This is a genomic window from Candidatus Thermoplasmatota archaeon, assembly GCA_022848865.1.
Lineage (GTDB): Archaea > Thermoplasmatota > Thermoplasmata > RBG-16-68-12 > JAGMCJ01 > JAGMCJ01.
This window is the reverse complement of sequence record JAJISE010000022.1, coordinates 1-17406: the sequence shown is the minus strand read 5'-3', so window position 1 is coordinate 17406 and position 17406 is coordinate 1. Positions and strand designations below refer to the sequence as shown.

The window sequence follows — 17406 nt, the reverse complement described above, 5'->3', positions numbered from 1 at the left end:
CAAGGTTTTTAGTCCTGTAGTCAGAATACGTCCTGTATGACAATCCTGTCCGACGTGGACATATCGGAGTTCATGCGCGAGGGGAAGCTCAGGATCACGGACTTCAGAGAGGAGAACCTGACACCCAACGGATATGATCTCACGATCGAAGAGGTGTTCGTCTCCGGCGTGGACAGGACCGTGAATGAGGGAAGGGCAGAGGTCCCTCCGCAGACTTGGTTCGCGATTGGGACGAAAGAGCGGGTTGAGATGAGCGAGGACATTGCGGCACAGCTCTGGATACGCACGTCTTGGGCGAGAAGAGGTGTGATGGCCTCCTTCGGGAAGGTCGATGCGGGCTTTGAGGGAAACCTCACACTGTCCGCCTTCAATTCGACCAGAGAGGTCATAGACGTGCCGATCGGGGAGACCTTCGCTCAGGTCGTTTTCGAGAAGCTTGAGCGACCCGCCAGAAGGAAGTACGACGAGAGGTCTGGCCATTTCCAGAATCAGAAGGGAATCACGCTCAAGAAGACCCGATGAATCGTCCTGATCACCATGCTGGGTTCTCCGACGCTTCGCGGTCTGGTGCCGCAAAAGATTTAAGAACGCAAGGCTGTTAATCAATATGGTTCCCAAGCAGACAATCAACAGTATCCTTGAGGAATACGAGAAGGATCTGACGATTTGCACGGTCTGTTCTCATACAAGCCTTCAGATTTTCCACGGTGCGAAGAAGGAGGGCTTCAGAACCCTCGGAATCGCCGTAGGCAGCGTTCCCAAGCTCTTCAAGGCGTTCCCTCTTGCGGAGCCGGATGAGTACCTCGTCGTTGATGACTACTCTGAGATTCCTGACCGGGTGGACGACCTCGTCGCGAAACACGCTGTCATCGTTCCACACGGGTCATTCGTCGAGTATGTGGGTCCAAGGGTCTTCGAGGACCTCCAGGTTCCTACGTTCGGGAACAGGAGGGTGCTCGAATGGGAATCCGACCGGGAGAAAGAGAGGCAGTGGCTCGAGTCGGCTGGTATCGGCATGCCGGCGTTGATAGAGAGGCCCGAGGACATAGACAGGCCGGTCCTGGTGAAGTACCACGGCGCAAAGGGAGGCCGCGGGTTCTTCATCGCGAAGGACTTCCACGATTTCAAGGTGGGAATAGACCATAAACAGCCCTTCACGATACAGGAATACATACTCGGCACGAGGTATTACATCCACTTCTTCTTCTCGCCCATCAAGGAGGAGGGTTACAGGCTCAGCACGGGCTCGCTCGAGGTCCTGGGAATGGACAGGCGGGACGAGTCCAACATCGACGAGATGTACAAATTGGGTGCACAGGAGGCGCTGAAGAAGCTCGGGATATTCCCCACGTTCATCGTCACCGGGAATGTGCCAGTAGTGCTGCGCGAGTCACTGCTTCCGAAGGCATTCGACATCGGTGAGGCCACAATCGAGCGGTCGATCGAGCTTTTTGGCGGGATGGTGGGCCCCTTCTGTCTGGAGACGATAATAACGGATGAGCTGGAAATCAAGGTCTTCGAGATATCATCAAGGATAGTCGCTGGCACCAATCTGTTCGTGAGCGGGTCACCATACTCCGACTACATCGAGGCGGACATGTCCACGGGCAGGAGAATCGCGAGGGAGCTGAAGATGGCCCTTGAGCGGGACAAGCTGCCAGAAGTCACGAGCTAGATATGCCGTGGCGCGAGATTCTCTGCGATTCCCACAGAGAAAGAGTTTTAAGGAGGCAGGGCATAAAAATACTTGAACCGAATGGACTATATCGAACAACTGCTCGTTCTCGGAGTCATCATGGTCATTTTCATCATCGTGGTGATAGTCGAGATGAGGATTCTTCGCAAGAGGCGGATGTCACGTTCCAAGAAGGAACCGCTCGAGGACCAGGCATACAACGCCATCCTGAACGCTCGGGCAATCAGCAACACGCTCGCCCGGGACGGGACAAACTTGAGCAACGTGAACAAGACGCTTGATCAAGCCGACCAAGCCTTGAGGCGGGGGGACTACCGAGGCTCCCTCGACATGACCGATCAGGCCAAGGACCTGATGAAGACGGTCAAGGTGACGCCCACCACTGTAGCCGAACCTGCCGCCCGGGACGGTTTCGTCGAGTCCGAGCCAACGACCAAGGAGGTGCTCAAGGACAAGTTCCCGGAGAACTACATGGAATCCAGATTCTCCAGATCGTTGGCCTTGGAGGCCATTGGGAAGGCGAGGGAGTCGGGGCTGGATGTCTCGGAGGCGGATAGACTCCTCGTGCTCTGTGATGAATGTGAGAGTACGGATGACTACACTCAGGCGCTGTCCTATGCGGTCCAGTCCAGGAAAGCCGCGGAGGAGGCTCTCTCCGGAGTGAAACCCGAGACTGCTAGAGCCGAGCGAGAAGCACAGACCTGTTCCTCGTGCGGTGCAGACGCCCGTCCGGAGGACGCGTTCTGCAGAAAGTGCGGCGCCAAGGCCGTCGTTGTCTGCGATGGTTGCGGGAAGAAACCCGATGAGGCCGACGTCTTCTGCAGGTCGTGCGGCACCCGTGTGAAATCCTAGGGACCCATCCCATCATCCAGCTGCTTCTTCATCTCTTTCTGCAAACTGATTTCCTGTTCCCACTGTTCCAGTGTATCCAGCATTTCCTTGAGCTGTCGCAGGCAGTCTATGCATACCCACTTCTCTCCGATCTTCTTCATTGGGGTTCTTCTGTAGAGTATCTTGTCACAGAAGGAGCAGACGTGCATATCCTTCGTCCTGTGCTCCGCATAGGCCTCCATCTTCCGGCCTTCGACGATGCTCTCGATGATCATCTTGCGTTTCTCGTCCTTGCTCAAACGAAGCCATCCTGTATATGTGTAGGTCAGATGGTTGATATCAGTCAGCTGGCCAGTTTGTCATCCAATTGGTCTATTAAAATGTTTCTGGGATTTCTGCGGTCTCTCAGAAAGCATTAAATAAAGTCCACTGAGATTCTCAATGGGGTTGGTAGGATGAAAGAGGAGTCCGACATGGACCAATATATATCGAGCTACTACGGCGAGGACCAGGTCTCTGCCGTCATAACGATAAAGGTCGACACGAAGGAGGCTGACAAGGTCGCCACGAAGATCTCAGAGTTCGACATCGTAGAGGATGTCTTCTTGGTGACCGGGGACACGGACATAGTCGCCAAGGCGAGGTTCAGCAACTACAAGGGCCTGAAGGACTTCGTCGTTGAGTCCTTGGCGTCCATTAGGGGGGTCAAGGAGACCAAGACACTAATGGTCGTCACGATATACAAGGAAGGCGGCCAGGCAAAACCCGCCCCCGATTGAAAGCTTTTAAACGCAGAAGGCTATCACCTATGGTGAGGTGGTCCCGTGGATGCGGAAGGGAGATTGAGGCAGATTATGGGCGCTCTCGACCAACTCGCAGAGGACACTTCCGTTCCCCGGAACATAAGAAGAGGGGCAACTGAAGCCAAGGATAGACTTCTTCGTAGGGATGAGGCACTGGACGTGAGAGTCGCGGGAGCCAACTTCATACTCGACGAGCTTGCGAACGATCCGAACATACCTCTGCACGGCAGGACGCTCATATGGAACATCATGAGCCAGCTGGAGACGGTCAAGTAGGCGTGTGGGACTCTCCCGTTTTCCATGAGCGGTTGTGATCTAGCCTGGTTAGGATCTGAGGTTCCCAACCTCATTGCCCGGGTTCAAATCCCGGCAGCCGCACCAACTGATTCTGTGCCGTTTATATATGGCAATTGCATTTTGAATGCAAATGCCTGAGCCATGGTGGAACCTGTCGCATTCTGAGACTGCCAAGAAGCTTGAGACTGGTCCCGAGGGGCTTTCGAACGAGGAATCGGCGCAGCGACTCGAGCAATATGGACCCAACGAGCTGGTCGAGACCGCACGGACATCACCACTCAAGATATTCCTGAGGCAATTCCTGAGCCTCATGGTCATCATTCTCATAATCGCCGCAATCATTTCAGCCGTCATCGGAATAATGAAAGAGGAAGGGATGGAGGAGATATATGACGCCATCGTCATAACGATTATCGTCATCCTGAACGCTGTCTTCGGATTCGTTCAGGAGTACAAGGCCGAGAAGGCAATTCTCGCGCTCAAGGCAATGGCGGCTCCGCGAGCTACGGTTCTGCGCGGCGGTGAATTAACCCTCATCCCGGCCCGCGAACTCGTTCCTGGTGACTTAGTATCCCTCAAGATGGGGGACGTAATCCCGGCCGATTGTCGGATCAAGGAGGAATCGAATCTCAGAGTGAATGAGGCTTCTCTGACAGGCGAGTCTGTTCCAATCTCCAAGGACTCGGCACCCATTCCAGGGGATGTCATTATCGGTGACAGGAAGAACATGGTGCACACTGGGACCATCGTGGAGAGCGGAAGGGCGATTGCCATCGCTGTTGCCACTGGGATGCAGACAGAGCTCGGCGCCATTGCGGGAATGGTCCAGACCGAGCCCGAGAAGAGGGTCCCGCTCCAGGAAAAACTCGACAGGCTGGGGAAGCAGATTGCCTTTGGCGTTCTGTTTGCATGCATCGCGGTCTTCTTGGTGGGCTCGATCAGGAGTGCTGATTATGTGCTGATGTTGCTCGTGGCCGTCAGCCTCGCAGTCGCGGCCATCCCGGAGGGTCTACCGGCCGTGGTAACGATTAGTCTTGCGCTGGGACTTCAGAGGATGGCGAAGCGCAACGCACTCATCAGGAATCTGCCAGCGGTCGAGGCCCTCGGGAGTGCCACAGTCATCTGTTCAGACAAGACGGGAACCCTGACGAAAGGCGAGATGAACATTAGACGCGTCTATGCGGACGGGACAACGTATACAATCTCCGGTGAAGGGTTCGAACCTGCTGGTAAGTTCCACAGGGACGGCGAGGAGATTGACCCGAGACGGATTCCAGGGTTAAGGGAACTGATAGTCACTGGAATCCTGTGCAACGATTCTTCTTTGAAGGAAGAAGAGGGTCACTACAAGGTTTTCGGGGACACTACAGAAGGGACTCTCATTGTCCTTGGCATGAGGGCCGACCTCGATGTGAGGAAGGTGCAGGAGGCGAATCCGAGAAGGAAGGACATACCCTTCACCTCGGAAAGAAAACTCATGACGACTGTTCATACAGTGGACCGAGAGAGTACCGCACATGCGAAAGGAGCTCCTGAGAGGATCCTCGAGAAGTCCTCGAGAGCTCTCGTTCGCGGGGAAATCGTCCAGATGACGGATGAGATGAGAGGCGAGATTCTTGAGCTCAATGAGCAATGGGCCTCAGAAGCGTTCAGAGTCTTGGCCCTCGCCTACAGACCGCTCCCTTCAGACCTCAAGGAGATTAACGAGAATACTGTGGAAACCGATTTCATATTCTTGGGCATGGTCGCGATGATGGACCTGCCAAGGAAGGATGCGATAGAAGCCATAGCCAAGAGCAAGAAGGCCGGGATCAGAGTCGTGATGATCACCGGAGACCACAAGCTCACTGCTGAGGCGGTTGCGAAGCAGATGAAAATCGCAGAGGACGACTATTCAGTTGTCACGGGAATCGAACTTGAGAAGATGTCCGATGAGGAACTCGAGAATCAAGTCGAGTCGATAGCGGTCTATGCCAGGGTCTCTCCTGAGCACAAGATCAGGATAGTCTCCGCTCTCCAGGAGAGAGGACACGTCGTTGCGATGACAGGGGATGGCGTGAACGACGCGCCTGCCTTGAAAAGGGCGGACATCGGAATCGCCATGGGAATAAGTGGGACGGACGTGGCCAAGGAATCAGCTGACATGGTCCTGACCGATGACAACTTCGCGTCCATAGTGAAGGCAACTGAGGAAGGAAGAGGGATATACGACAACATAAGGAAGTTCGTCGCCTATCTTCTGTCCGCTAATGTCGGCGAAGTCCTTGTGATGTTCATGGCGACTCTGCTATTCGCAGAACCCGAACTACTTCCGTTCCTCATTCCCATCCAGATACTGTGGATAAACCTCGTTACGGATGGCCTGCCCGCCCTCGCGTTGGGAGTTGACCCAATCCCAGAGGACATTATGGAGAGAAAGCCGAGGGATCCAAAGGAGAGCCCGATCAACCGTGAGATGCTCTTCATGATAATCTCGGTGGGGGTCATCATGCTTGTCGGGACGCTTGGGATTTTCCAGCTTTACACGTATCTGGGTCATGAAGTGAGGGAGGCCAGGACGGTCGCCTTCACGACGCTGGTGATGTTTCAGCTCTTCTTTGTGTTCTCGGTGAGGTCACCCAGACAGCCCCTGAGTCTGAGGAGCTTTCTGTCGAACCCCAAACTGGTCCTCGCCGTGCTTGTCTCTGCGATCCTGCAACTCATCGTCGTGTACCTACCTCCGCTGCATTCCGTCTTCGATACCGCCTCGCTCGGGATCCTGGAATGGGTTATGATATTGCTCGTCAGCAGTAGCGTTATATTCATCATAGAGGGATATAAGGTCATAAGGTCCAGAATGCTGGACAACGTGGCGTCCAGATGAACGGTCGTAAACCTTTATATCTGGGCTCAATCTTCTGACGAGACATCATGACCAAGATTGCCGTCGTTGGACTGGGCTACGTGGGCATCCCCGTTGCCTGCACGTTCTCCAAGAAGGGCTTCGATGTCGTCGGGATTGACATAAACGAGGCGAAAATCAAGATGATCAATGACGGCATCTGCCCCATAGTCGGGAAGGAGCCCGGTTTGAAAGAGCTATTCGAAGAGGCGCACAACAACCACGGCTTCAGGGCCACCAATGACTTCTCAAAGTGCCAGGAAGCCGACGCCATCCTTGTCTCGGTCGACACCCCGATAGACGAGAGGACCAAGATACCCGGGTTCAAGGCACTGAAATCTGCGCTGTCCAGCATCGGTGAGAACCTCTCCAAGGGAACGCTCGTCTCCGTGGAATCCACGATAGCTCCTGGGACGACGTCAAAGGTCGTCAAGACAATCCTGGAGGAGAAATCTGGCCTCAAGGCCGGCGAGGATTTTTGCCTCGCCCACTGTCCAGAGAGGCTCAAGGTCGGTAAGCTGATACACAACCTGGTAAAATGCAACAGAATCGTCGGAGGAATCAACCCCGAGAGCGCTGAAAAGGCAAGAGACCTCTATGCACACATTTCTGAGGGCAAGCTCTTTGTCACGGATGCCCTGACCGCCGAAGTCGTCAAGACGACCGAGAACGCCTACCGAGATGTCGAGATAGCGTTCGCGAACGAGCTCGCGCTCATCTGCGAGGATCTTGGGATTAGCGTTTTCGAGACGCAGGAGTTGGTCAACACATCACCCAACAGGCATATGCACGAGCCTGGGTCAGGTGTAGGCGGGCACTGCCTACCGAAGGATTCATGGCTTCTGCTGTACGGGGCGGGGATGGACCCCGAGGGAAGCATCATCTCTATTGCCAGGGATATCAACGATATGATGCCGCACCATCTGTTCGACCTCACCAAGGAGGCCTTTCGCGAGTCCGGGCAGGATCTTCAAGGCTCGCATGTCTCCGTCATGGGTTTCGCTTTCATCGAGGATTCGGACGATGCCAGAAACACGCCGGCTCTTCCCGTGATAGAGAAGCTGAAGGAAAGCGGGGCGAGGGTGACAATCCACGATCCCTATGTCGACAGCTTCGAGGGGATCGAACTGACGAGGGACCTGGATGAAGCCCTTCGCGACGCGGACGCCGTAGTCTTCGTGACGAGGCACGAGGCGTATCGAAACCTTACGCCCGACGAGCTGAAATCGAAGATGAAAGGAAGAATCGTCGTTGACGGCCGCAACATCTTCCACACGTCGCAACTCCAGGCCATTGGAATGATCTACAAGGCCATAGGCAAGTAGTCAGAGGTCTATCCTCTTTCCGGACTTCTGCGACTCGATTGCCGCCATGACAGCTTTCAGAGTCCCTAGCCCATCTCTGCCGCTGATAAGCGGATCCCGTTTCTTCTCGATCGCATCCATGAAGTCCGTGAGCTCGTTCTTCAGCGGTTCGCGCATTTCCAGCGTTATCTTCCTCGTGTCGAACTCCAGCGGGATGCGGTACAGATTGAACGAGTCCAGCCTTCCAAGGCTTGAGGAGGAGATCCAGATGGACTGCGTTATGTAGTCGATTTCCACGAAGTTCTTCAGGCCAGTAAGAGAGAGCCTCCTCACCTTCATGGGCGTTAGCCAGTTCACTTCCACTAGGCCGCTCGTGCCGTTCTCGAAGGAGAGCATGATGTTCGCATGGTCCTCGAAGCTCTCGTGTTTTATCCTTCCACCGCTGGCGAAGACGCTCGCGACCTCGCTTCCGAGCAGGTATCTCATCACGTCTATGTCGTGGATTCCCAGATCGAGTATGACTCCGACATCACGGATCCTCGTGGGAAGGCTGCTCACGCGGCGCGCGGATATTGTGATCACATCGCCGTACCTTCCGTCCCTGATGCCCTTCTTCGCGAAGTCGACCACGGGGTTGTGCCTCTCTATGTGGCCGACGGCGAGGGTGAGTCCAGTCGACTCGGCCAGTTCCACGAGCTTCCCCGCTTCCTCGATGGTCGAGCACATCGGCTTCTCGACAAGAACATGAACTCCCGCCTCCATCGCATCCTTGGAGACCTGATAGTGGAGGGCCGTTGGTGTGGCGATGGACACGGCGTCAACTCCCTTCTTCAGCAGGTCCTCGTAGTTCTCGAATGATTCCGTGTTGAACCTCTCGGCGGCGATCCTACGGGTCTCGCGGTCCTTGTCAACGACCCCTACGAGGTCGGCAATCTCCGAGAATACCCTGGCGTGGTTCTGTCCCATTGAGCCCACACCGATGACTCCCACTCTGAGCATGATACCGCTCAAGGAACGGCATTAGATAAAGCATTTGCTTGGGTCTCACGGCCTGAGGCATTCCCTGACAGATTTCCCGATTAGTTGGATGTCCTCTGCCCTGACGTGGGGATGCACGGGCAACTCGAGCAGCTGTGGCAGCAACCTCTCGGCCTCTGGGCATTGGCCCGCTATCCTCAGGCTCTTCAGGACAGGTTGCTCGTAAAGGGGGATCGGATAGCTTGGCCGAGAACCGACTCCCTTCTTCTGGAGATGCTCCATCAGTTTCTCCCTGGACACGGGCGATTTCTTGTTGACGCGGATAATGTACTGGTGGAAGGAATGGACCCTGCCCTTCCCTGTTATCGGGGTTTCCAATCCCTTGACGTTCTCGAGCTCCTCGGTAAGCATCCTCGCGTTCTCCTGACGCCTTCTGACTATCTCGTCCATCTTTCGAAGTTGAACGATTCCGATGGCCGCCGAGATCTCCATCATTCGGTAATTGTAGCCCAGCAGGACGTGGTTGTAGTGCGTTTCCTCACCATGCTCCCTGAGCAGCCTCGCCCTCTCGGCAATCTGGTCGTCGTCCGTGAGAACGATTCCGCCCTCGCCCGTCGTTATGTTCTTCGTCGCATAGAAGCTGAAGGAGGATATGTCCCCGAAGCTTCCCGCCATCTTTCCGTTGAACTCCGCGCCGTGAGCCTGGCAGGCGTCCTCGACTATCTTGAGATCATTCTCATCCGCGATTCTTTGGATCGCGTCGTAATCAGCAGTCTGTCCGTATAGGTCGACAGGCAGTATGGCCCTGGTCCTACTCGTGACCCTCCTCTTAGCGGACCTTGGGTCGAGAGTGTACGTCTCTGGGTCGATGTCCGCGAAGACGGGGCGCCCGCCGCAGAACAGGACGGTTGAGGCCGTTGCGAAGAACGTGAGCGGGGGGATTATCACCTCAGAGTTCTCCGATATCCCCATGAGCAGGTTTGATATGTGGAGTGCAGACGTTCCGGAGGATGTCGCTATCGCGTGCTTTCGTCCGATGCACTCGGCGAATCGTTCCTCGAACTCCTTGACTCTCGGACCTCTGGCAAGGATTCCAGATCTCAGAACCTCGGTGACCGCCTCGATCTCCTCGTCCGAGAGAAAGGGACGCGCTATCGGAATCAGGACTTCACACCTCCAGGTCGATTCTCTTCCCGCATGTGCTGCACGTGTTGTCCTCCCCAAGCTTGTGTCCGCACTCGCAGACGCGTCCCACGACCTCCGCGGGATTCCCCTTGACCAAGGCATGTTGCGGGACGCTCTTCGTGACCACGCTCCCCGCACCGATCATGGCGTATCTTCCAATCGTTATTCCGCAGAGCACAACCGAGCCAGCACCGATGGAGGCGTGGTCCTCCACCAGCGTGGGGACCAACTCGAAATCATCCGCCGAAGCGCGGGGGTAGAGGTCGTTCGTGAACGTCACATGCGGACCCACGAAGACGTAGTCGCCCAAGGTCACACCCTCATAGAGGGTCGCCCTGTTCTGTATCTTGCAGCCGTCGCCGAGAACCACGTCCTTTCCGATGTAGGCGCACTTCCCTATCCTGCAGTTCTTCCCGATCCTCGCGCCCTCCCGCACTTGGACCTCATTCCAGATCGACGTGTCATCTCCTATCTCGGCCTGAGTGGAGACCTCAGCGGTTTTGTGGATCGTCACAGGCATTGATGTCGCCATTTCCGCGAAAGAGTCCCAACGATAAGAACTTTGCTCAGTCACGGTACGCGAAAAAGTTATCTAAGGAGGTGGATTACGAACCCGAACAGCTTGATCGAAATCGACGGAGGTTACGGTGAGGGAGGAGGTCAGATTCTCAGGATGGCCGTGGCCTTCTCTGCGCTCACCGGAAAGGATGTCAGGATATTCAACATAAGGGCCAACAGACCCAAACCTGGATTGGCCAACCAGCATCTCACGTCCATCAGGAGCGTTGCAGAGCTGTCCGGCGCGAAGGTCGAGAACCTGCACAAGGGGTCCATGGAGGTACACTTCGTCCCCGGCGAGCTCTCTGGCGGGGACTTCCGCTTTGACATAGGCACTGCTGGGAGCGTGACACTGGTGCTCCAGGCATGTCTTCTTCCCGCCCTTTCGTCCGGTCGCGGGTGTCGCATCAGCGTGACGGGCGGTACGGACGTTAGGTGGTCGCCGCCATGGGACTATTTCGAGCATGTTTTCCTGCCCGTGCTCAGGCGTATCGGCGGGGACGTCACCGTGGAGCAGGTCAGAAGGGGCTACTACCCAAGAGGCGGCGGGAACATCCGCGTCACCGTGAAACCGTGCAAGGAGTTGAGCGGACAGGAATGGACCGATCTACCCCCCGTGGAGAGGATCGATGGGTTCGTCCACGTCGGGAACCTGCCAGGCCATATCTTGGAGAGAATGGAAAGGGCTCTGAGCGGGCTGGAGGATGTCGCAGAGACAACGATTCGGACAGAGAGCCTGAAGGAGGACCGAGCCACAGGTCAGGGCGGCGCTGTCGTCCTCCGGGCAGTGGCAGGAGACATCATCCTCGGGTCGGACGCTCTGGCAGAGAGGGGTGTGAAGGCGGAGGAAGTCGCCCGGAACGCCGCGGACTCTCTCCTTCGCGAGAGAGATGCAGGAGCGACGGCCGACACACATCTGTCCGATCAGATCCTTCCCTATCTAGCAATCGCGGACGGACCCTCGACCTTCGTCGTGAAGGAGATAACAGGTCATGCCAAGACGCACATGTGGTTGCTGGAGAAGTTCCTTGATGCCTCCTTCCAGACAAGGAAACTCGACGGAAGGTGGAGAATAGAAATCCAGCCTAGCCGTACATGGAGGGTCTAGCGGGAGCCGGGGTCCTCTTTGCCGTGGCAGTCTGCTTGTGTATGCTCTTCAACTGGTTCTCGATCCTCTCCGCCTCCTCGTACAGAGGCTGCGCATCGAGCTCCGTGTGCAGCAAGATCCTATCGATCGTCTCTATCACTCGTGCAGCCGCCCGTGCATCTGGGTAGTCCGGGTGTGCCTCGCTTAGTAGGCTGATGACGTTGAAGTCCCGTTTCTTCCCCTCGTTCAGGAGAACACCTGCGACCCCTGTGATGACGCCCTCCTCGAAGACCGTTATGGAATGCTCCCTGAGCACGTTGCCTGCGAAGTTGGTGCTTCCTATGCCGTAGACCTTTATCTCGGTGCGGTCCTCGGCGGGAGATTCCCTGTCCACTACGAGGCCCTCGGGGCACAGCAGCATTTTGCACTTCTGGTCCTCTGCCCAGTCTATGACGGCCGCCGCAATCACCTTGATGAGATTCGGTGGCGGCTGGAACTCCGATATGAACACGACGATCTTGTCCTTGGTCTCCTCCTTTGAACCCGCGTAGATGCGGACGGGGTTCATGGGTTCTCCGTCCCTTATCAGCGAGACCGTCGGAAAATAGACGGAATCCATTATTGCCACTTGCTCGAGGTTGAGAGCGTTTATGATGTAGTTCGCGACTATCGAGCTCACGAGACCGACGCTCGGAAAGCCATCTATGACAGTAGCCCCCTTCAGGTCCATCCTCCTGAGCTCGTATATGTGAATGTTCTCCATGGTCAGCGTCGCTTCAATCTGGGAGCCTCTATTTAAGTCTCACCCTTCGAAAAACGTTAAATGATAAGGGAATATCATACATCGTGAAACCGCGAGTCATTGTCAATTGCGCCATGTCCGCGGACGGGAAGATAGCCCTTCCCACGAGGAGGCAGACGAGGATCTCGAGCGACGAGGACATGAGGCGGGTCCACGAGCTCAGGAACTCCGTTGACGTGATCATCGTTGGCGTTGGCACGGTTCTGGCGGACGACCCAAGCTTGCTGGTCAGCCCCGAGCACGTTTCCGAGATCAGGAATCCCGTGAGGCTGGTGCTTGACTCGAGTGGGAGGACGCCCGATGACGCAGCCGTCTTCGACGGTGATGCGGACACCATCGTCGTGACTTCGGATGAATGCTCTCGTGATTTTGGCGGGGCCGAAGCCATCAGGTGCGGCAAGGGCAGGGTCGATCTGACGAAGCTCATGTCCATTCTTCACGACAAGGGGCACTCCAGCGTGCTCGTCGAGGGGGGCGGCGATGTCATATGGTCCTTCTTCCGCGAGCGACTGGTCGATGAGTTCAAGGTTTTCGTTGGCAGCATCATCATCGGTGGCAAGAGCTCACCAACCCCCGCGGACGGAGAGGGGTTCCACTCCCTCGCCGATATTGCCAAACTCGAACTCGTTGCGCACACAGCGCTCGGGGAGGGCCTGCTTCTTGAATACGCGGTGGAAAGGTGAAGCTTCTCTGCGATCATATGCTCGGCACCTTGGCAAAATGGTTGAGGTTCCTGGGGTTCGACACGGGGTTCGTGGGCCCCGTGAGCGACAGGGAACTGAAGGAAATCGCCCTGTCCGAGGGCCGCGTGATCCTGACGAGAGACAAGGAGCTCAGCGGCAACAAGGACGTCGAAGCCCTGTACGTGGAGAGCGGGGGCATCGACGACCAGCTCATCCAGGTACTCCGAGCGCTCAACCTGGAAGTCGAGGAACCGATGTCCAGATGTTCTGCCTGCAACGGTCTGATCGAGAAGATCGGGCGGGGAGATGCAGAAGGCAATGTGCCCGATGACATCCTAACTGATCGGGACATGTTCTGGCGATGCAAGGAATGTGGAAAGCATTACTGGCGGGGAAGTCATTGGGGAGGAATCCTCGAGAAGATTGAGAAGATCAAGAGTCAGGTCTCGTAGTAGTCCTCTCTGACGATTTTCCCCGTGTTCGAATTCACGATTATCGCGCCCAGCGTGCCCTCGACGCACCACACTGGGAGGTAGACCAATCCCGCATGTTTCGTCGAGATGTCCTTCTCCTCGGGGCTCTCGATTCTCCTCTCGACTATCGTTGCGTGGTCTGCCTCGTGAACGCTCTCGACCTCCTTCGTCCCGAGCTCGCGGGCGGCCTCTCTGGCAATCTCCGAGGCGGACTCCTCATCAATCTTCGGCTCAAGGGTCTCGTGAGTGGTGTCGATTGCCTCGACGGTCTCGAAGTCCATCTCCCAGGTCTCCCACTGGGATGTCAGGGCGTTGACGGCGATGCATCCGTCCACGACCCTGTCCTCCTCACCATGTACATGCAACACGCTCTCGAACTCATATACGAAGTGAGGGACCAGCTGAAGCATGAAGTTGAATCCTCTCACCGTCTTCTTTCCGATCTCTCTGATGTCGTCTTTTGTGAGGACCGGTCTGACGATCACCTCTTTCGCCTTCTCCGCCTCCTCCAGATCCCGCGGGAGATCGAGCACCTCGAAGAGTTCCCCCTTTATGCGATCCTCCACCTCATCGAGTCCCCAGAGCAAGACCTTGCGATCCAGAGCCGCTTTCTGCTCCTTGCCTGAGAACTCGTACGTTGGAATGGCGATCTTGAACCAGGGTTCCTTGCTGACCTCTCCCAGGAAGGTGTCGAGCTCCCCCTCTGAAATGATCGCCACGAAAACCGATTTGCCAGCTTTCTGGGCCCGAATCCTGTTCTTCTCAAGCTCTACCGAGAAGCCCTGGGATCTGAAGATTTGGGCCACGATGTTCTCCAGCATTCGGAAGAGGAATCGTTTGCGGACATAAAAAGGTTAATCTGACCTCCCCGAGAACGGCCACCCAAAGGATTAATACGCACAGGAGAATAGGAAACCTGATGAGAAAGGCGTTCCTCATCGCTCTCGGGCTATTCATCTCGGGCATCGCGCTACTGGCTGTGAGCGTGGCTGAGGGCGGTGGGACGGTCTATCTTGCCCTGATCTTCCCTGTCTACGTCGGATCGGACATCTGGGGCTTCTTCGGCATTCTCTGCGTGATCGGTGCATTCTTCGTCGGGTTCCTGGGCTCGATCCCCGCGAAATTGCCTTCCGGAGGGTCGGACACCGCGAGGCAAGGAACCCCTCCCGCCGAAGGGCCCGAGAAGAGATTCGGCGGGGTGGTGATGCTGGGACCAATCCCGATAATCGTGGGCTCGGACGTGAAGATGTCCATGATCGCGATCGTGCTCGCGATAGTTCTGGTAGTCGTACTAATCGTCAGTATGGTGTTTTTCATTCCCGGGCTTTTGGGATGACCTCGGCTTTTTATATTGCAGACCATTTCCCCCCCCGTGGTCAAATGAAGATCCTTGTGAACGATGCAATCGCGGAGGAGGCAATCGACCTTCTGAGAGCCAAGCACGAAGTCGATGTGATGGATTACGGAGCGATCGAGCTGCTCAGCCACATCGGTCGCTATGACGCCATAATCGTGAGAAGCAAAACGAAGGTGACCGGGGACGTCATCCAGAAGGGAGAGAACCTCAAGGTCATCGGAAGAGCGGGCGTCGGGGTGGACAACATCGATGTCAAGGCAGCGACCGCCAGGAAGATTCCGGTCGTCTTCTCGCCAAGGGGGAGCACCGTGTCCGTCGCCGAGCTGGCGATGGGGCACATGATCTCGCTGGCAAGGAACCTCGTGTTCTCCGATCGAAGTATGAGGGCCGGGAAATGGGAAAAGAAGAAGTTCATTGGAACGGAGCTTCAGTACAAGGTCCTTGGTCTCGTGGGTGCCGGGAGGATCGGTGCCGAAGTCGCAAAGCGGGCAAAGGCGTTCGAAATGAGGATTCTCGCATTCGATCCTTATCTGAAGGGGAGGATCGCTAGAGAGATTGGAGTGGAACTGGTTGAGCTTCCGAGACTTCTGAAGGAAGCGGACTTCGTGAGCATCCATGCGGTTCTGACGTCCAAGACTAGGGGTCTCATCGGAAAGGAACAACTGGAGACCATGAAAGAGACAGCATACCTGGTCAATTGCGCGAGGGGCGGGATTGTGGATGAGGCCGCACTTGCAGACGCGCTCAAGGATGGACTCATCGCAGGTGCAGCTCTTGACGTCTTCGAAAACGAACCCCCTATGGATAGTCCGCTTCTGAGATTCGAGAACATTCACTTGACGCCTCATCTGGGCGCGTCGACAAAGGAGGCTCAGGTAAGAGCGGGCAAGATTGTCGCTGAACAGGTGCTGAAGGTTCTGAACAGTGAAAGACCAACGCACATTCTCAACAGAGAGATTTACAATTGATGGACGCTCGCCACTTCGCGAGCGGCCTCCTCGAGGGTGAGGCCCTCCGCCTTCCTCACCTCCCTTATGCGTGACATGACCTCGATGTAGTCCTCGTACTTCCCGCCAGATCTCCTCACGGCCTTTCCGATTGCCCTCTCGAGCGTCTCGTTCTTTCTCCTGCGCTCCAGAGCATCCTTTATGACCTTGGCCCTGTCCATCTATTCTTCCTCGCATATTCTGATGAAGTTCTTGAATATCTCGTAGCCGTGCTCCGTGTGCTCGACCTCAGGATGGAACTGAAGGCCGTAGAGGGGCCTCTCGGCGTGTTTCATGGATTGGACCGGACAGTTCTCCGAGTGAGCGAGGACGATGAAGTCGCGCGGAACCTCGCTGACCTCGTCATTATGGGATTCCCATGCCTCGAACTTCCTCGGCAAGCCCACGAAGAGATCGTCCTCCTCATCGACGATTATCGTGGCTTTGCCGAACTCAGGGATTCCAGATGCCCCTGCCTTCCCGCCAAAGAATATCGCCATGAACTGATGGCCTGCGCAGATGCCTAGGATGGGTATGTCCGCCTTCCCCAAATATTCGCTGTTTCTGCCCATCTTGTCCACTTCCAAGCCGACGCTGGGCGCCCCGCCAGAAAGGACGAGACCGTCCGCATCGATCTCGTCAAGAGGGGTCGTGTTTGGAATAATCTTCGTATCGACGCCAATGTCTCGCAGGACCCTCCACTCCCTGTGCGTCCACTGTCCGCCGTTGTCGATGACGAATACCTTCACATAAGGTCATCGAGAAACAGAATATAAACCTTTGACCGCTACTCCCACTCTATTGTGGCGGGCGGTTTGTGGGTGATGTCGTAGACGACTCGGTTGACAGTCTTGATCTCGTTTGTGATTCTCACGGAAATCGTTTCGAGAACGTCATGTGGAATGCGCATATAATTGGCAGTCATGCCGTCGACGGACTCCACGGCTCGAACGGCGACAGTGTTCCCGTAGGCACGCACGTCTCCTTGGACGCCCACGGACTTGAGCGGGAGAAGGACGGCGAAGTACTGCCACGGGACGTCCATCTTCCCTGATTCGGCAGCCTTCTCAATCTCCTCCTCAGCTATCGCGCAGGCTTCCCTGACCACTTCCACTCTTGCTGGGGTAACCTCGCCGAGTATCCTTATGGCAAGTGCGGGACCGGGGAATGGTTGCCTCTCGGAAACGGATATGCCCAGCGACCTTGCCACCTTCCTCACCTCGTCCTTGTAGAGGTCCCTCAAGGGCTCGACCAGCTTGAGCTTCATCGAGGACGGAAGGCCGCCCACATTGTGATGAGACTTGATGGTATCGCGGAGCTGACCACCGCTCTCGATCCAATCTGGGGCGATTGTTCCCTGGACGAGATACGCAGCTCCCCAATCAATCGCTTCCCGCTCAAAGACCTCGATGAACTTGCTCCCTATGATCTTCCGTTTCTCCTCTGGATCGGTGACCCCCTCGAGCGCATCGAGGAACCGGTCCT

At 56.1% G+C, this 17406-nt stretch carries 21 protein-coding genes and 1 tRNA gene; 13 read left to right on the top strand and 9 right to left on the bottom strand.

What is annotated here, in order from left to right; translation table 11 throughout:
• Nucleotides 1-36 precede the first annotated feature (36 nt).
• From dcd to LN415_05615, 3 genes are all read left to right on the top strand, one after another.
• Nucleotides 37-522: a dCTP deaminase gene (gene dcd, locus LN415_05625; GenBank protein MCJ2556573.1), complete on the top strand. Its 486-nt coding sequence runs from the start codon at nucleotides 37-39 to the stop codon at nucleotides 520-522.
• Nucleotides 523-607: 85 nt separating this feature from the next.
• Entirely contained in the window at nucleotides 608-1675 is a 1068-nt protein-coding gene (locus tag LN415_05620) for a formate--phosphoribosylaminoimidazolecarboxamide ligase (GenBank protein MCJ2556572.1), read from the top strand.
• Between the two features lie 81 nt (nucleotides 1676-1756).
• On the top strand, nucleotides 1757-2548 hold the full coding sequence (locus LN415_05615; protein MCJ2556571.1) for a zinc ribbon domain-containing protein: 792 nt from the start codon (nucleotides 1757-1759) through the stop codon (nucleotides 2546-2548).
• Here the strand turns inward: LN415_05615 and LN415_05610 are convergent.
• On the bottom strand, nucleotides 2545-2826 hold the full coding sequence (locus LN415_05610) for a hypothetical protein (GenBank protein MCJ2556570.1): 282 nt from the start codon (nucleotides 2824-2826) through the stop codon (nucleotides 2545-2547). The two genes, LN415_05615 and LN415_05610, sit on opposite strands and share 4 nt — an antisense overlap.
• A 156-nt stretch (nucleotides 2827-2982) precedes the next feature.
• On the opposite strand from LN415_05610, the gene LN415_05605 reads away from it, so the two are divergent.
• From LN415_05605 to LN415_05585, 5 genes are all read left to right on the top strand, one after another.
• The gene (locus tag LN415_05605) at nucleotides 2983-3306 is read left to right on the top strand and encodes an Lrp/AsnC ligand binding domain-containing protein (protein ID MCJ2556569.1); all 324 of its coding nucleotides are present in this window, start codon (nucleotides 2983-2985) and stop codon (nucleotides 3304-3306) included.
• A 45-nt stretch (nucleotides 3307-3351) separates the two neighbouring features.
• Entirely contained in the window at nucleotides 3352-3606 is a 255-nt protein-coding gene (locus tag LN415_05600) for a UPF0147 family protein (GenBank protein ID MCJ2556568.1), read from the top strand.
• 28 nt (nucleotides 3607-3634) lie between these two features.
• A tRNA-Gly gene (locus LN415_05595) sits at nucleotides 3635-3711 on the top strand.
• 46 nt (nucleotides 3712-3757) lie between these two features.
• Nucleotides 3758-6490, top strand: coding sequence for an HAD-IC family P-type ATPase (locus tag LN415_05590; protein MCJ2556567.1), 2733 nt, complete (start codon nucleotides 3758-3760; stop codon nucleotides 6488-6490).
• A 47-nt stretch (nucleotides 6491-6537) separates the two neighbouring features.
• Nucleotides 6538-7833, top strand: coding sequence for a nucleotide sugar dehydrogenase (locus LN415_05585; GenBank protein MCJ2556566.1), 1296 nt, complete (start codon nucleotides 6538-6540; stop codon nucleotides 7831-7833).
• Here LN415_05585 and LN415_05580 read toward each other — a convergent pair whose 3' ends face one another.
• From LN415_05580 to LN415_05570, 3 genes are read right to left on the bottom strand one after another with little or no spacing between them, the layout of a single operon-like run.
• Nucleotides 7834-8811: a Gfo/Idh/MocA family oxidoreductase gene (locus tag LN415_05580; GenBank protein ID MCJ2556565.1), complete on the bottom strand. Its 978-nt coding sequence runs from the start codon at nucleotides 8809-8811 to the stop codon at nucleotides 7834-7836. It lies immediately after the preceding gene.
• 45 nt (nucleotides 8812-8856) lie between these two features.
• Complete coding sequence (locus LN415_05575) at nucleotides 8857-10014, bottom strand: DegT/DnrJ/EryC1/StrS family aminotransferase (GenBank protein ID MCJ2556564.1); 1158 nt, start codon at nucleotides 10012-10014, stop codon at nucleotides 8857-8859.
• Entirely contained in the window at nucleotides 9959-10495 is a 537-nt protein-coding gene (locus tag LN415_05570) for an N-acetyltransferase (GenBank protein MCJ2556563.1), read from the bottom strand. Before LN415_05570 ends, LN415_05575 begins: the two co-directional genes overlap by 56 nt.
• A gap of 102 nt (nucleotides 10496-10597) precedes the next feature.
• On the opposite strand from LN415_05570, the gene LN415_05565 reads away from it, so the two are divergent.
• Nucleotides 10598-11641, top strand: coding sequence for an RNA 3'-terminal phosphate cyclase (locus LN415_05565; protein MCJ2556562.1), 1044 nt, complete (start codon nucleotides 10598-10600; stop codon nucleotides 11639-11641).
• Here the strand turns inward: LN415_05565 and LN415_05560 are convergent.
• A complete protein-coding gene (locus LN415_05560) occupies nucleotides 11619-12383 on the bottom strand; it encodes a PAC2 family protein (GenBank protein MCJ2556561.1) in 765 nt (254 codons plus the stop codon). The two genes, LN415_05565 and LN415_05560, sit on opposite strands and share 23 nt — an antisense overlap.
• 83 nt (nucleotides 12384-12466) lie before the next feature.
• On the opposite strand from LN415_05560, the gene LN415_05555 reads away from it, so the two are divergent.
• Both LN415_05555 and LN415_05550 read left to right on the top strand, forming a co-directional pair.
• Nucleotides 12467-13105: a 2,5-diamino-6-(ribosylamino)-4(3H)-pyrimidinone 5'-phosphate reductase gene (locus LN415_05555; GenBank protein MCJ2556560.1), complete on the top strand. Its 639-nt coding sequence runs from the start codon at nucleotides 12467-12469 to the stop codon at nucleotides 13103-13105.
• Nucleotides 13102-13557 (top strand): Mut7-C RNAse domain-containing protein, encoded by a 456-nt coding sequence (locus LN415_05550; GenBank protein MCJ2556559.1) that lies wholly within the window; start codon nucleotides 13102-13104, stop codon nucleotides 13555-13557. Before LN415_05555 ends, LN415_05550 begins: the two co-directional genes overlap by 4 nt.
• Here LN415_05550 and LN415_05545 read toward each other — a convergent pair.
• Nucleotides 13545-14384 carry a hypothetical protein gene (locus LN415_05545; GenBank protein MCJ2556558.1) on the bottom strand — a complete coding sequence of 280 codons (840 nt, stop codon included), beginning with the start codon at nucleotides 14382-14384 and terminating at the stop codon, nucleotides 13545-13547. The two genes, LN415_05550 and LN415_05545, sit on opposite strands and share 13 nt — an antisense overlap.
• A gap of 113 nt (nucleotides 14385-14497) precedes the next feature.
• On the opposite strand from LN415_05545, the gene LN415_05540 reads away from it, so the two are divergent.
• Together LN415_05540 and LN415_05535 are read left to right on the top strand one after the other, a co-directional pair.
• The gene (locus LN415_05540) at nucleotides 14498-14914 is read left to right on the top strand and encodes a DUF131 domain-containing protein (GenBank protein ID MCJ2556557.1); all 417 of its coding nucleotides are present in this window, start codon (nucleotides 14498-14500) and stop codon (nucleotides 14912-14914) included.
• 44 nt (nucleotides 14915-14958) lie between these two features.
• Nucleotides 14959-15903, top strand: a complete 945-nt coding sequence (locus tag LN415_05535; protein MCJ2556556.1) for a hypothetical protein — start codon at nucleotides 14959-14961, stop codon at nucleotides 15901-15903.
• Here the strand turns inward: LN415_05535 and LN415_05530 are convergent.
• The 3 genes from LN415_05530 to guaA all read right to left on the bottom strand — a co-directional run.
• Nucleotides 15894-16103, bottom strand: a complete 210-nt coding sequence (locus LN415_05530) for a hypothetical protein (protein ID MCJ2556555.1) — start codon at nucleotides 16101-16103, stop codon at nucleotides 15894-15896. The genes LN415_05535 and LN415_05530 overlap by 10 nt on opposite strands.
• Entirely contained in the window at nucleotides 16104-16670 is a 567-nt protein-coding gene (locus LN415_05525; protein MCJ2556554.1) for a GMP synthase subunit A, read from the bottom strand. It abuts the gene before it with no gap.
• Between the two features lie 38 nt (nucleotides 16671-16708).
• Nucleotides 16709-17406 (bottom strand): glutamine-hydrolyzing GMP synthase (gene guaA / locus LN415_05520; GenBank protein ID MCJ2556553.1); only part of this gene is annotated, 698 nt, incomplete at its 5' end.